At 54.1% G+C, this 13,550-nt stretch carries 14 protein-coding genes and 1 tRNA gene; 3 read left to right on the top strand and 12 right to left on the bottom strand.

What is annotated here, in order from left to right; all coding sequences use genetic code 11:
* Positions 1–20: 20 nt before the first annotated feature.
* From RHK62_RS04700 to RHK62_RS04675, 6 genes are all read right to left on the bottom strand, one after another.
* Complete coding sequence (locus tag RHK62_RS04700) at positions 21–422, bottom strand: amino acid ABC transporter permease (protein ID WP_399377976.1); 402 nt, start codon at positions 420–422, stop codon at positions 21–23.
* A gap of 21 nt (positions 423–443) precedes the next feature.
* Positions 444–596 (bottom strand): hypothetical protein, encoded by a 153-nt coding sequence (locus RHK62_RS04695; RefSeq protein WP_302678883.1) that lies wholly within the window; start codon positions 594–596, stop codon positions 444–446.
* 97 nt (positions 597–693) lie between these two features.
* Positions 694–825 (bottom strand): hypothetical protein, encoded by a 132-nt coding sequence (locus RHK62_RS04690; protein ID WP_310453346.1) that lies wholly within the window; start codon positions 823–825, stop codon positions 694–696.
* On the bottom strand, positions 803–1,597 hold the full coding sequence (locus RHK62_RS04685; RefSeq protein ID WP_310453345.1) for a TlyA family RNA methyltransferase: 795 nt from the start codon (positions 1,595–1,597) through the stop codon (positions 803–805). Before RHK62_RS04685 ends, RHK62_RS04690 begins: the two co-directional genes overlap by 23 nt.
* On the bottom strand, positions 1,594–3,216 hold the full coding sequence (locus RHK62_RS04680; RefSeq protein ID WP_399377973.1) for an ABC transporter substrate-binding protein: 1,623 nt from the start codon (positions 3,214–3,216) through the stop codon (positions 1,594–1,596). Before RHK62_RS04680 ends, RHK62_RS04685 begins: the two co-directional genes overlap by 4 nt.
* Before the next feature lie 14 nt (positions 3,217–3,230).
* Positions 3,231–3,303 (bottom strand) — tRNA-His (locus tag RHK62_RS04675).
* Positions 3,304–3,349: 46 nt separating this feature from the next.
* Between RHK62_RS04675 and RHK62_RS04670 the strand changes: the two genes are divergently transcribed.
* The 3 genes from RHK62_RS04670 to RHK62_RS04660 all read left to right on the top strand — a co-directional run bounded on the left by RHK62_RS04670 (position 3,350) and on the right by RHK62_RS04660 (position 7,108).
* Entirely contained in the window at positions 3,350–3,733 is a 384-nt protein-coding gene (locus tag RHK62_RS04670) for a DUF4359 domain-containing protein (protein WP_310453343.1), read from the top strand.
* Between the two features lie 188 nt (positions 3,734–3,921).
* The gene (locus tag RHK62_RS04665) at positions 3,922–6,540 is read left to right on the top strand and encodes an AAA-like domain-containing protein (protein ID WP_310453342.1); all 2,619 of its coding nucleotides are present in this window, start codon (positions 3,922–3,924) and stop codon (positions 6,538–6,540) included.
* Between the two features lie 154 nt (positions 6,541–6,694).
* On the top strand, positions 6,695–7,108 hold the full coding sequence (locus RHK62_RS04660) for an ATP-binding protein (protein ID WP_206201113.1): 414 nt from the start codon (positions 6,695–6,697) through the stop codon (positions 7,106–7,108).
* 14 nt (positions 7,109–7,122) lie between these two features.
* On the opposite strand, the gene RHK62_RS04655 is transcribed toward RHK62_RS04660, so the two are convergent.
* The 6 genes from RHK62_RS04655 to RHK62_RS04630 all read right to left on the bottom strand — a co-directional run bounded on the left by RHK62_RS04655 (position 7,123) and on the right by RHK62_RS04630 (position 13,502).
* Entirely contained in the window at positions 7,123–8,034 is a 912-nt protein-coding gene (locus tag RHK62_RS04655) for a branched-chain amino acid transaminase (RefSeq protein WP_310438090.1), read from the bottom strand.
* A 91-nt stretch (positions 8,035–8,125) separates the two neighbouring features.
* Positions 8,126–9,136 carry a DUF389 domain-containing protein gene (locus tag RHK62_RS04650; protein WP_206201111.1) on the bottom strand — a complete coding sequence of 337 codons (1,011 nt, stop codon included), beginning with the start codon at positions 9,134–9,136 and terminating at the stop codon, positions 8,126–8,128.
* Positions 9,137–9,181: 45 nt separating this feature from the next.
* Entirely contained in the window at positions 9,182–9,646 is a 465-nt protein-coding gene (locus tag RHK62_RS04645; RefSeq protein ID WP_206201600.1) for an MEKHLA domain-containing protein, read from the bottom strand.
* Positions 9,647–9,649: 3 nt separating this feature from the next.
* Positions 9,650–10,804, bottom strand: a complete 1,155-nt coding sequence (locus tag RHK62_RS04640; RefSeq protein ID WP_310453341.1) for an alanine--glyoxylate aminotransferase family protein — start codon at positions 10,802–10,804, stop codon at positions 9,650–9,652.
* Between the two features lie 34 nt (positions 10,805–10,838).
* Positions 10,839–11,852: a type I glyceraldehyde-3-phosphate dehydrogenase gene (locus RHK62_RS04635; protein ID WP_206201109.1), complete on the bottom strand. Its 1,014-nt coding sequence runs from the start codon at positions 11,850–11,852 to the stop codon at positions 10,839–10,841.
* A gap of 87 nt (positions 11,853–11,939) precedes the next feature.
* Positions 11,940–13,502, bottom strand: coding sequence for a photosystem II high light acclimation radical SAM protein (locus RHK62_RS04630; protein ID WP_310453340.1), 1,563 nt, complete (start codon positions 13,500–13,502; stop codon positions 11,940–11,942).
* Between the last annotated feature and the right edge of the window lie 48 nt (positions 13,503–13,550).

The raw sequence follows: 13,550 nt of genomic DNA, 5'->3' as shown, positions 1-13,550 counted from the left end.
CATACTCATAACGGTTTTGATTATGAAATAGCCGATCGCTGCCACCGTTGCTCAAGGAAGCGGGAGAGCCGTGACAGAGGAAAACAGAGGGCAAAGTAGAACATCGCACCCAAGACATAGATAAAGAGCTTCCGCTGCGGATCGGTCATGGGATTGGCAAAGGTGCTCGTCATATTGCTCGTCATATTTTGCAGTTCGGGCACGCCAATCACCACCAGGAGGGCGCAGTCCTGCATCAGCGTAATGAAGTTATTGGTAAAGGGAGGCAGGATAATCAAAATGGCTTGGGGCAGGATAATCCGCCATAGAGTTTGCCGACCCGAGAGGCCAAGGCTGAGGCTGGCTCCCGTTTGTCCTTTGGGAACCCCCTCTAGGCCACTGCGAAAGACCTTACTCAAATAGGCACCATAGTTAAAGCCCAAGCCAAGAATGCCGTAGAAAATCTAGTTAAAAAGCGGCGGCACCAAGCGGTTGCTTTGCAGCACGCTCATGACATCAAAGGCAATTTGCCGAGGATCAAAACCCCATTGACTCAAGAGCCCACCAATGCCAAAGCCCCACACCAGCAGTTGCACCAAGGTTGGGGTACCGCGCACAAATTCAATGTAAACTGTACTCAGCTAGCGCAATGGCGGGACAGGATACAACCTCGCCTAGGTGGCGATCGCCCCCAAAATCACGGCCAAGAGCAAACTAAAGACTGAGATCAAATAGGCACACCAAAAAGATGCCATTGAGCCATTTTGCCCAAGGAGGAATAAACGGTGCCACCTGCTGCATGCTTAGAAAACCGCGATTTTTCTCAGGATGATGGTACCACCCCATTTATTGGTGAACCATTGACCCCACCACCCTCAGAAAAGTAGGCCAAAAATTCCTGATTGCCCGCAGACCCTAAAATCGGCGAGGGAGTCACACCGTGGCACTGCCACCCCAACGCTTCGGCGGCGGCAATCACCTGATCCACGGCTTCTTGACGCGCCTTGGCATCGCGCACCACACCATGTTTGCCGAGGCGATCGCGCCCCACCTCAAACTGTGGCTTAATTAGCGCAATCAAGTCTCGCGGCGGCAGCAGTAATTCCCATAGGGCGGGTAAAACTTTAGTCAGGGAAATAAAAGAGACATCCACCACGCCGAGATCGGGGCGGGGCGCATCGTCAGTGTAGAGATCAGTGGGGGTTAAATAGCGCAGGTTGGTGCGTTCCCTGAGGATAACGCGCGGGTCTTGGCGCAGTTTCCAATCCACTTGGCCATAGCCGACATCAATGCCATAGACCCGTTTGGCGCCCGCTTGCAACAGACAATCCGTAAAGCCGCCCGTGGAAATACCGCCATCTAAACACACGCGATCGCGCACCACCACAGGAAAGACCCCTAGGGCATGGGCAAGTTTTTCACCCCCCCGCGAAACATAGGCGGCTTTTGCCTTCACTTGAATCGTGGCATCCACTGCCACCAGCGTGCCCGGCTTATCAATGGGGACATGGTTTACCTGCACTTCCCCAGCGCGAATCCAACGTTGTGCCTGTTGGCGGCTCTCACACAGGTGCCGCTCCACCAGAAGACTATCCAAGCGTTGCTTTCGGGGACTCATTGATCTTTTGGTGCTTTCTGCAGGGGGGCAAAGGCAAAGAGCTGGTTGACATCAAGGATTAACCCGCGCAACTGGGGTTGGGCAAAGAGGGTGGTTTCACTCTGCCACAGGGGCAAAAAGGCCACGACCTCGGCATTGAGTTCCTGAAGCTGACGCAATAGTACCCCACGGCGTTGGGGATTAGCCTCACGGCGACTGGCAACAATGAGATCATTGGCCTCAGGGCTATAGAAAAACGACCCCCACGCCGCACTGGCACCACTTTCACAGCCTGTTTCCACAGAACCATGCTCGCAACTCAGGAAAGGTTCAAGGTAATTGTCAGCATCGTAAAAATCACCATACCAATCGAGCAAGACCAAGGGGTAAGCCCCACTGTCTAAATTGCGGTAGATCGTAGCCGAGTCAGCGCTGTCCAATTGCACCTGCACGCGATCGCCCAAATCCCGCTCTAGTGAAGCTTTAAGAACCGTTGCCGCCAGCACATTACTGGGAACATTGGCACGGTACCAGAGATTGACGACGAGGGGTTGCTGCGCTGAAATAGAGGTCTTGGCTAGCCAGTGAGCTATTTGAGCGGCGTCTCCATCTCCATAGCGATCGCGAAAAATCGGCTCACTCTCAGGAAATAAACTCGGCACCAGCGAGTACAGGGGTTTTGCTTCCCCCAAAAAGACCCGTTCCGCGAGGCGTTGACGATTGACACTGGCCGCCAAAACCTGCCGCGCTGCCAATTGATCCCAAGGGGGTTGGCGCAAATTAATGCTTAGGACAGTGACAGCGTTACCTGCCCCGGTAATGACCTGCCAGTGCTTTGTTGCCGCTTGAGTCTTGAGGGCGCGAATTTGATTGGGATCGAGCGCACCGATCGCCACATCCACTGCCCCCGTGCGAAAGGCATTGTAGAGATTAGCGCTACTGGAAAAGATTTGCAGGCGAATCCCCGTATTTTGGGGCTTGGTTCCCCAATAGTCGGCAAAGGGTTCAAGGCGTACCCCATCGGTACCGTAGGCCGCTAAACGGTAAGGGCCTGTGCCCACAAATTGCGTCGGCAAAAAGCGATCGCCCGCTGCACCATAGGCTGTCGGCGAAACGGCACACAAGCCACTAAAGGCCAGTAAATGGGGAAAAGCCACAAAGGGTTCCTTGAGGCGAATTTCCAGTAAGTCCTCCGCGATCGCCTGAATTTCTTTAACGCGCCCGGCCAAGAGGGAGGCGGGTTGGCCACCACTATTCATAAATCGCTCAAGGGAAAAGGCCATGGCGGCTGCATTAAACGGTGTGCCATCGTGGAAGCGAACCCCCCGCCGCAGGGGAATGCGGTAAGTCAGGCCATCCTCGCTCACTTCAGGTAGCGCTGTGGCCAGTTGGGGAATGAGGTCTTTGCCTTCGTAGGTATAGAGGCGATCGCCCAAATTCAATAGCAGCAGTCCCGCCAAATTTTCGTAGGCATCAGCGGGGTCTAGGGTGCGCAGGCGAGCCGTGGTACCAATGACAATACTGTCATCCCCTGGGCGAGGCTCATCACCGCCACAGGCAACCAGCAGCAGGCTCAACAACAGTACCAGACATCCCCACAGTAGCCGTCGTGTCACGGATACACCCGCTCGGTACATCATCCACTAGAATAAAGGGCGAGCGATGGGACTCGAACCCACGAATGGTGGAACCACAATCCACTGCCTTAACCACTTGGCTACGCTCGCCATGCTTCCTGAGCTAGTCCTCTAGCATAGCATAGAGAACTCTCTTATGAAAGTGCCTCTCCTTGCCCAAGTCATGGCACGCCCTCTTTGGTGGGGCGGTGGCGCCTTCTTGCTCTTGGGGATCATTGCGGCGGTTCTGACGAATCCCACCCCTGCCGACTATCAACGCCGCGCCGCAGCGGAAATCAATACCTTCCTTTTGACTCAAGTGTGTCCAGAGATCATCAATCGCGATAGCGCGATCGCCATGGTGGCTTTAGAAGTCTGCGATCAACTGGAATCCCGCCCAGCAGAAGACATTGAACGCTACATCGCCTACAACACCCAATCCTATAACCTTGGCGTTGCCACCCTCTTTGTGACAGAGTTGCCCATTGACACTGTCTGGAGCCTCGGCCTCTTTGGTCAAATTATTCCCCTCAGACTGTAAGCTTCCTCTCTCCCTGATTTCAGCAGCAGGTGCAAAATGCAAATACCCATTTCCCCAGACCTCTGCTTGGCAGCAGGGTTGCTTTTAGAACCAGTGGCGTTCGCCAGCTAGTGAGCCTTCGGCAGGGGGCGGGAAAGACTATGCCAAAATATATCAACAACCGCAGAAACCAGTAAAACGTAATTACCATGATTGGGAAAACCCTTGGCGGGCGCTACAAATTGATTCGAGTTTTAGGGGCTGGGAACTTTGGCCAAACGTTTCTCGCTGAGGATATTCACCGTCCCATTCGTGCCAAGTGTGTGGTTAAGTACCTGCGCCCCGCTCGTACGGATGCGGCCTTTCTCCCTTTGGCGCGATCGCTCTTTCAGCGGGAGGCACAAATTCTAGAGCGGCTGGGCAGTCACGAGCAAATCCCCCGCCTCCTTGCCTACTTTGAGGAAGACAACGAATTTTACCTTGTCCAAGACTTCATTGAGGGTCAAGTCCTACGGCACGAATTGTTGCCGGGCTGTGCGTGGTCAGAGGCACGGGTGATGGCGTTGCTCCAAGATGCCCTGCGGGTTTTGGCCTTTGTGCATCAATGTGGTGTTATCCACCGCGATATTAAACCCGATAATCTGATTCGTCGCCAATCGGATCACCGCTTAGTGCTCATTGATTTTGGGGCAGTGAAGGAGATGGGGGTCTCCATTGGTGGCGGTACCTTGGTGGGAGAGACCAATCCACAGACAATTGCCATTGGCACACCAGGGTATATGGCCCCAGAGCAAGCCCAAGGGCGTCCGCGTCCGGCCAGCGATCTCTATGCCTTGGGGATGGTGGCGGTACAGGCATTGACGGGGTTGAGTCCTCTGCAACTCACCCAAGACCCCTACGGCTGTTGGTGTTGGCAAGCTGCTGAACCAGTGAGCGATCGCCTAGTGCAGTTTGTCAATAAACTAATTCACCCTTCTCCCTACGAGCGCTTTACCACGGCTACCGATGCCCTTGCCAGCCTGCAACAGGTGGAGGTGCCCAAATCCTTTTGGTTTCGCCTTGGCAAATTTCTCAAAACTCCTGTTCAAGACCTCTGGCGATCGCCCGAAGGGCGCGCTGCGCGATCGCCAAAGGCAGGTGGGGGTGCTTCTACAGTGCCGCCCCATCCACTACCCGCTGTTGCCACGCTGCCGCCGCAAGCCACCGAACCGAAACCAGTGTCCTCTCCAGCGGCAGCCACCGCCGCCCTTTCCAACCAAGGTCGCCATGTTTTTATCAGTCACTCCAGTGACGGCACCGATTTGCAGTTGGCCAGTGCCCTCCAAGAGGTGTTGCAAAAAGCGGGTCACCAACCCTTTATGGCCAGCCAAAGTATCCGCCTTGGGGAGGCATGGGCACAGCGGATTGATCAGGAGCTAAAGCGGTGTGATTTCTTTGTTCTGTTGCTCTCACAAACGGCGGCACAAAGTGAAATGGTGCTTGAGGAAGTCCGCACGGTCAAGCAGTTGCAAGCCCAACGGGGCGATCGCCGTCCCTTTATCTTGCCTGTGCGGGTCAATTTTCCCCTTGATATGCCTTTGAACTATGAGTTGCGGGGCTACCTGCATCGCCTACAACAGCGCTTCTGGCGATCGCCAGCGGACACCGACACCCTGCTGCAAGAGATTCTCGACTTGGTGAATGCGACCACTGCCCCTGTAGCCACCAGTAGCGATGCCGTCCAAGAAACCATTGCTGAATCTGCGCAAATTGGCACATTGGTGGGTGATGGTGCGCCTGTTCCCGTGGCTGAGCCAGAACTCCCAGAAGGGCAGGTGGAAGTGGCCTCGGCATTTTATATTGAGCGCCCCCCCATCGAGCAACGCTGTCGCGAAACCCTCTTGCAACCCGGCTCCCTGATTCGCATCAAAGCCCCCCGCCAAATGGGCAAAACCTCACTCATGGCACGGCTGCTGTACCGCGCGACCCAAGAGGGCTATGGCACTGTTCCCCTCAGTTTCCAACTGGCAGATGCCCAAGTCTTCAGTGATTTAGAAAAACTCCTGCGCTGGTTTTGTGCCAGTGTCGGGCGGCGATTAGGGCTAGAAAACCGCCTCAATGAGTATTGGGATGACATTTTTGGCAGTAAATACAACTGCACTACCTATTTTGAGGAGTATCTCCTACCCAATTGCCAAAAACCGGGGACGCAATTTGAGAGTCGCCCGCTTGTCCTCGGTCTAGACGAAGTGGATCGGGTGTTTGAATATCCGAAAGTGGCCAGTGACTTCTTTGGCCTGTTGCGGGCATGGCATGAAGAGGGCAAAAACCGCGATATTTGGCGTAATCTCCGTCTAATTGTGGTTCATGGTACGGAGGTCTATATTCCCCTAGACATTAATCAGTCCCCCTTTAACGTTGGCTTAGCCATTGATCTGCCGGAATTCAACCAAGAACAAATTGCTGAGTTGTGTCGCCTCCACGGCTTGAGTCTGTCAGAGGAGCAGCTTCAAGACCTGCAGCACTTGGTGGGAGGTCATCCCTATCTGATTCGTCTGAGCCTCTATCACCTCGCCCGCCAAGATCTGACATGGCAGGAGCTAATGACCAATGCGGCCTCAGAAACGGGGTTATATCGGGATCACCTGCGGCGACAGTGGTGGCATCTCCAGCAGCAGGCAGACCTAGTGCCTGCTTTTAGGAACATTTTGCAAGTGGAGAGTGGCAGTGTCGTGGACAGCACTGTTGGCTTTAAGCTCCACAGTTTGGGACTGATTACCCTAGAGGGAAATTTAGCTAAGGTGCGCTGTGATCTTTACCGCCGCTATTTTGGCGATCGCCTGCATTAGTTGACCAAACCATGGGCAGGGGAGACAGTGGTTGTGCTGGCAACGACTCCCTTGCTAAGCTAAAGAAGGAGGGGTTCGGTTATCCGCCAATGACTTTCAGCAGTCTCGGATCTGTATCCCGCTGCCCAGTTATGCTTCGCGGGTTGTGCCGTCTATGACGTTGATGTACGTTGCGCCTCAATGGCAAACCCTAGCATTTCCCTCAACGCTTTTTCTCCAACCCATCCTAGACATTCTACTCAGTGATCTTCCCCCCCAGTACAAAGATGAAATTAGGCTAGGCCTCCAAGAAGCCCTCGTCAATGCGGCTCGCCACGGCAATCAACTCAATCCCGAAAAGCTGGTTTTTGTGCGTTATACCTTCTTCCCTGATCAATGCTGGTGGGTGATTACGGATCAGGGGGACGGTTTCTCACCGCCGAGTAATGTTTCTGAGACCGCTGATGAGTTGTTGCCAGCCGCCGACTGTGAATGTGGTCGGGGATTGTTTTTGATCTATGCCATCTTTGATGAGGTCTATTGGAACCCCAAAGGAACCGAATTAAGTCTATGTAAGTACCTCACCTGAACGGATCACAGCCGCTAGAGGGGAATAACATCAACCCAGTGGCGATACTGTGGCTCCCGTCCTTCAACGATCGCCTGTAGTTGTTTTTGCAGTTGGCGTGTCAGGGGGCGATCGCTGGGCAGCGTGTAGGTCTCAATGCGACTGACGGGCACAATTCGCGCAGCCGTACCCGTTAAAAAGACCTCATCGGCAATCAAAAGTTCCGTACGATCCACAGGCCGCTCAATCACCTTGACACCAGCCGCCTGCGCTAGCTCAATGACACTGCGGCGGGTAATGCCCTCAAGAATGTCTTGATCCACGCTCGGCGTAATCAATTGCCCATCCCGCATCAAGAAGAGATTCATTCCCGACGCTTCGCAGACTTTCCCTTGGTCATTGAGGAGAATCGCCTCATCAAAGCCGGAGGAAACAGCCTCTGTTTTTGCCAGTGCCGAGACAATATAGGAAGTGGTCAACTTGCCCCGTAGGGGAAACGAGCGATCGCACTGCCGCTGCCATGAACTAATGCGACAGGTAACGCCTGCAGCTGACAGGTAATCGCCAAGGGGCATGCCGTAAATAAGAAAATCCTTCTCAATGTCATGGAGCCGTGGTGCAATGCCCAGCCCAGAGGTATAGACCAAAGGGCGAATATAGAAGGGCACGCTAGGTTGGTTTTTTTGCACCCATGCAACAATTTTCGACTTAATCTCGCTGGTGGGCAATTCATAGCCGAGATAGTGGGCACTGCGACTCAGGCGACGACAGTGATCCTCCAGACGAAAGAGGAGAATTTCCCTAGCGTTGGCCGGATTAGGGAGACCGCGCAAGCCTCCTAGTGCCGCTGTTCCGTAGTGAAGGGCATGGGTGGCCACGGAAATTTTGGCCTCTGCAAAGGGCACAAACTGACCGTTGAGATAGGCGTAGGGGAGAAAGTCACTCATGCGTCAATGGGAAGCGTTGACAAAGGACAGATGCAACCAAAGATCAGCTGCAGTCTCAATAGTCTAACATTTTGGCTTAACGCTCAAAAAACTAGGGCAACGGCTCCTCTGAGGTGATCTCTTCAATGCTAGACACCTGTAGGACTAAACGAAAAGGGCGATTCATCCGCTGTTGGATAAACTCTTCCATGAGTGCCACCTGTTTTGGGGTGACCGGCTCGCGGGCACGCACATTCACCCGAATCACGGGTGGGTTACTGACCCAATTCGTTTCCATACCTAACAGATCGAGGCGTTGAAATGTCAGCGTTCCTCGAGTCAGTGCCTCTCGTACTTGCTGTTGCAACCGTGCTTGTTCAATGAGCCGACTGAAGCTAATGGCGAGGGGAATCACCAACAGAGCGGTGAGGGCAGCGGCAATGGTGAGGGGACGGCGCCCTTGATGCAAAGGGATATAGCCAACAATGACAAAAACTACCATGCAGGCCAGCGTAATTCCTAGCAGGTTTGTGAAATATAGCAGCGTTGCCCCCACACTCAGACTCGTATTCAACTGCGCTATCCCAAGGCCAACGGTGCAAACGGGCGGCATGAGCGCAACGGCGATCGCTGTCCCCGCCAAGGTGTTTGAAACACGGGGTTCCGCCACCGCATAGGCACTCACGGCACCTGCAGCCACCGCAATACCCAAGTCCAGCAGATTGGGTTGGGAGCGAGCCATGATCTCACTGCCATAGACCTCAAGACCCACCATGACACCAATTGTCCAAGACATGCCAATGGCCATGAGGGTGCCGACAATCAAGGCAATCGCTGCCTCACGAAACATCTTGAAGTCGCCAATGAGAGCGGCTAAGGCCAATCCGCGAATCGGCAGCATCAGCGGTGCAATCACCATCGCCCCAATAATCACAGCGGCACTGTTGGCGAGCAAACCAAATGTGGCGATCGCGCAGGAAGTAACAATCAAGACCACATAGGGAACATTCAAATGGGATTCAGCATACAGTATCCGAATCAATTGATTGAGGCTTTCTGGCGTACGGCGGTGATAGCGGAAGGCTTGAACCTGATGCAACCAATGGGCAAGGAGTTCTTTCATGGACAACCTTGTACAGTCACTTATACGCAAGAGGTTAGATCAATGCTACAGGAACTGCCATTGATTAAACGTTGCTGCTTGGCCAACTGGATTGCCCGCTTCATCCAAAACAGTCCAAATCCAAGCATTTTCAATGCGAAACCGCCGCCCAGAACGAGAAATACGAACACCACTGTAGTTGTTGGCATAGCCTTGGCGGGCTGCTTGGGCAAGGAGGGTTGCTCGTTCAGTTTGAGCCATGGGTTCTGCCGTCAGCCGCGAAGGAAGCTGCACCAATTCCGGCCAAGAGAGTTCCCACAGGGTGAGAGCGGCTTGGTTGCCATAGTTGAGGATGGGATCGGCCTCACACCCATGGGAGAGAACGGGCTGTGACCAGTGAAACAACTGCTGTGCTAGGCTCAAGTCATCCCCAGCCGGAGCAGCTAGGAGCGATCGCCCCGTCCAGTGCTGAAAACTGGCGCAAATACGTCGTGCCTGCTGGACTGCTGGTGGCTGCAACCAAGGCTCCATCACTTAGGCCGTGGTCAATACACGACTGGCAGCCGCTACCCCAGCGCCGGGGCTAAAGTTGCTATACCCCAATTCGCCAAGCACAGCTTCAAGCGCACTGATGGCTGCCAAAATATCGCGATCGCTGACAAAACCCAAGTGACCCACTCGGAAAATTTGCCCCTTGAGGCGATCTTGACCACCCGCTAGGGCAATGTCAAAGCGTTTTTTCATTAGGCTGCGAATCTTTTCGGCCTCCACTCCTTGGGGTGCCACCGCCGTAATCGCGGGACTGGCACAGTGATCCGCCGCATAAAGGGGCAAGTTGAGTGCCTTCATGGCGGCGCGGGTGGCCTGCATCAAGCGGTGGTGGCGGGCAAAGATATTCTCTAAGCCCTCCGCTTGCATCATCTCCAGTGCGGTCTTCAGGGCAAAGAAGAGATTCACCGGTGGCGTAAAGGGGGTTGTGTTCTTGGCAGCGTCCTTGCGGTATTTCCCCAAGTCAAGATAGAACTTCGGCAACGTGGCTGTCTTGTAGGCTTCCCAAGCCTTGGCACTGACGCTGACAAACGCCAAGCCCGGCGGGATCATATACCCCTTCTGGGAACCGGAACCGACAACATCTAACCCCCACTCGTCAATGGGCACACTCACAGCGCCCAGACTGGTCACGGCATCCACAATGATCAGGGCTTGGCCGTGGGCTTTGACGTGGCGGTTGATTGCCTCTAAGTCGTTGATCACGCCCGTTGAGGTCTCACTGTGGGTAATGATCACCGCTTTGATGGTTTTGGCCGTGTCTGCCTCGAGGGCGGTTTTGAAGTCATCGGGGTTGAGGGGTTGTCCCCAAGGTGCCGTAATGCGCTCCGTTTTCAGGCCATAGGCATCGCACACCTCTGCCCAGCGATCGCCAAACTTACCATTACAGCCTACGAGCACGCGATCGCCCGCGCTGAGAAAGTTAATGATCCCGGCCTCCATTGCCCCTGTGCCACTGGCCGCCAAAATCAGCACATCATTCGTGGTTTGATGCAGCCATTTCAACCCTGACGTCACCGCCGCCATGATCTCGCTAAAGTCACCGCTGCGATGGCCAATGGGATGTTTGCTGAGGGACAGAAGAACCGACTCCGGTACCGGCGTAGGCCCCGGAATCATTAACATCGATTTATCTTGCATCGTGAGTTGCGAACCAATCCTTAAAATGAAACGACTAAGCCCAGTGAGCGGCCATGTGCTCTGCCAAGTCCAGAACCCGCTGGCTATAGCCCCACTCGTTATCGTACCAAGCCACCACTTTCACTAGATTGCCCCCCATCACCATCGTGAGGGACGCATCCAAAATCGAGGAGGCGTTGTGACCCCGATAGTCCGAAGACACCAGCTCCAATTCACTGTAGTGGATAATCCCCTTCATTGTGGTTTCCGAGGCTTCCTTGATCACTTGGTTCACCTGCTCAGCAATGGTGGGTTTTTCCACTTGAGCAACAAAATCAACCACAGAGACATTGGGGGTGGGTACCCGCAGGGCAATCCCGTTCAGCTTACCTTGCAACTCGGGAATCACCAATCCGACTGCCTTAGCAGCCCCCGTAGAGGTGGGCACAATGTTCATCGCTGCTGCCCGTGCCCGCCGCAGATCGCGGTGACTGGCATCGAGTAAGCGTTGATCCCCCGTGTAGCTGTGGGTCGTCGTCATCATCCCCTGCTGAATGCCAAAGGTTTCATGGAGCACTTTGACAATGGGGGCTAAGCAGTTGGTGGTGCAACTGGCATTGCTGACGATATCTTCACTGGGATTGTAGGTGTGGTGATTCACTCCCACCACGTATGTCGGAATATTGCCTTTACCGGGTGCTGTAATCAAGACTTTTTTCGCACCGGCACTCAGGTGCTTGCTGGCACCTTCACGGCTGGTAAAAACCCCGGTGGCTTCAATAACGAGATCAATTCCCCACGAACTCCAAGGCAGATTTTCGGGGTTGCGATCAGAGACACATTTGACCGCATGGCCACCAGCATAGATGCAGTCGTCGTCAGCACTGATTTCGGCATCTTGGAAAATGCCTAGCATCGAGTCATACTTCAGCAAATGGGCATTGGTGCGGGGATCGGAGGTATCGTTGATGCCTACAATCTCTAGCTTGCTATTGGCTTTCCGCTGTAACCAGCAACGCATGAAGTTCCGACCGATGCGCCCAAAACCATTGATAGCGACTCTAACCACCTGATCCCTTCCTCTGTTTACTAACTCATTGCCAGAAATGATCTAGGAAACATTCTAAGGGGGAATGGTCATTTTATTGCGTTTTTTTTAACGATGCACAAGACGAGTCTCCGCAAGGGGTGCTGACAATGCCGCCTCGAGAGGGGCACGGCCAAATCGCTCCTCCAGTAGATCCATGACCGTGCGGCCAAAGTCATTGGGATTGAGTCGCCAAGCCGCTAGGCACACTTCGCCAAAGACGGATCCCATGGGTTCTGGGTTCCAGAGGAGTTTCTTGGCCGTCCAAGGCATCAGGCTCATAGGGTTGTAGCCGGGGCGCAAAATGCCGTGTTCAAGGGCATATGCCTCAAGATGGGTGTGGGGTTGCAGACCAATAAAGAAAATGGCTGGCTCCACCTTGTCAGCGCCAAAGATGCCTTCTAGTTCACGGTGGTAGGCAATGGTCTGGGCGATGGTTTCGGGTCGCTCATCAATGACATTGAAGGAGTAGTTCACAGAGACGAGGGCGTTGAAGCCGGCGGCTTTCAAATCGCGGCAGTTTTGCAGCACGGTGCGCAGGTTATAGCCCATGCGCATTTTTCGCACCAATTCTTGGGAGCCACTGGTAATGCCGATTTCAAAGTAATTCATCCCCGTTTGCACCATCAGGTCACACAGTTCGGGGGTGAGGTTGTCAGCACGAATGTAGGCTGCCCAGTGAATATCATTCATGCCTGCTTTCAGGATTTCCCGCAGCAGGGCGATCGCGTCGGGGATAAATTTGCGGGCGGGGATAAACTGGGCATCGGTAAACCAAAAGTTGCGCACACCGCGATTGTAGAGCTGGCGCATTTCGGCGACGACTTCTTCAGCAGGGTTGATGCGCACCTGTTTGCCTTCAACCACGGTATAGACGCAGTAGCAGCAGTTGTGGGGACAGCCACGCTTGGTTTGCACGCCAATATAAAAGTCACCCCCCTGAAGGTAGTATTCAAATTCGGGCCAGATCGTCTCAATGTAGTCGTAGTTGCAGGCGGTTTTTTCGATGGGGGTTGGCCATTCGTGGATCAGGCGATCGCGGGGCTTTTCAACACCCGCAATGTAGCAACGCTCCCCGGCAATTGGCTGGTTCGTTAGGACTTTGTGCAGCAGCGTTTCCCCTTCACCAACGGAAACAATGGTGCCTTTGGGCAGTTGAGAACCCAATTGTTCATAAAAGACACTGACCGCACCGCCACCGACGATGGTCGTGACTTGCGGATGGTGACGCTTGGCATGGTGGAGTCCCAAACGGATTAAATTGAGGTTTCGCCAGAGTTCACCATAGTAGGCACTCATCACCCGCAGACCCCCGATCGCCCCCCGTAGCTTCACCAAGGGATTGCGGGCGTAATAGACCTCAAAGGCATGTTGCAGTGGATTGCCGCCCCGTCCCCCCACAGGGGCATAGATTTGAATATCCCGCCAAGAAAAAACCAGATGCGTGGGTTCAAAGTCATCAATCACTTGGGCAAGGGCACGACGAAAATCCAAGGGCGGTACCGTCCCCAGATCAAAAATCCGCTGCTCGATGCTTGGCAGTTGCTTGTGGATGTAGTCAGCCAGATAAACCACGCCAATGGGAAAAATGGGATTGCAGGGGAGACGGACGTAAAGGACACGCGGGGACATAGGCTAGCCCAAGATCTATGGAAACGCTAAATTCTTAATAAATCTCTA

It is taken from the genome of Thermosynechococcus sp. HY213 (assembly GCF_031460975.1).
GTDB lineage: Bacteria > Cyanobacteriota > Cyanobacteriia > Thermosynechococcales > Thermosynechococcaceae > Thermosynechococcus.
This window is presented reverse-complemented; position numbering and strand designations above follow the sequence as displayed.

Excerpts from the sequence above, each read along its gene's own strand:
- RHK62_RS04690 (WP_310453346.1), bottom strand. The coding sequence starts at position 825 with ATGGGGTGGTACCATCATCCTGAGAAAAATCGCGGTTTTCTAAGCATG.
- RHK62_RS04685 (WP_310453345.1), bottom strand. The coding sequence starts at position 1,597 with ATGAGTCCCCGAAAGCAACGCTTGGATAGTCTTCTGGTGGAGCGGCAC.
- RHK62_RS04680 (WP_399377973.1), bottom strand. The coding sequence starts at position 3,216 with ATGATGTACCGAGCGGGTGTATCCGTGACACGACGGCTACTGTGGGGA.
- RHK62_RS04670 (WP_310453343.1), top strand. The coding sequence starts at position 3,350 with ATGAAAGTGCCTCTCCTTGCCCAAGTCATGGCACGCCCTCTTTGGTGG.
- RHK62_RS04665 (WP_310453342.1), top strand. The coding sequence starts at position 3,922 with ATGATTGGGAAAACCCTTGGCGGGCGCTACAAATTGATTCGAGTTTTA.
- RHK62_RS04660 (WP_206201113.1), top strand. The coding sequence starts at position 6,695 with ATGACGTTGATGTACGTTGCGCCTCAATGGCAAACCCTAGCATTTCCC.
- RHK62_RS04655 (WP_310438090.1), bottom strand. The coding sequence starts at position 8,034 with ATGAGTGACTTTCTCCCCTACGCCTATCTCAACGGTCAGTTTGTGCCC.
- RHK62_RS04650 (WP_206201111.1), bottom strand. The coding sequence starts at position 9,136 with ATGAAAGAACTCCTTGCCCATTGGTTGCATCAGGTTCAAGCCTTCCGC.
- RHK62_RS04645 (WP_206201600.1), bottom strand. The coding sequence starts at position 9,646 with ATGGAGCCTTGGTTGCAGCCACCAGCAGTCCAGCAGGCACGACGTATT.
- RHK62_RS04640 (WP_310453341.1), bottom strand. The coding sequence starts at position 10,804 with ATGCAAGATAAATCGATGTTAATGATTCCGGGGCCTACGCCGGTACCG.
- RHK62_RS04630 (WP_310453340.1), bottom strand. The coding sequence starts at position 13,502 with ATGTCCCCGCGTGTCCTTTACGTCCGTCTCCCCTGCAATCCCATTTTT.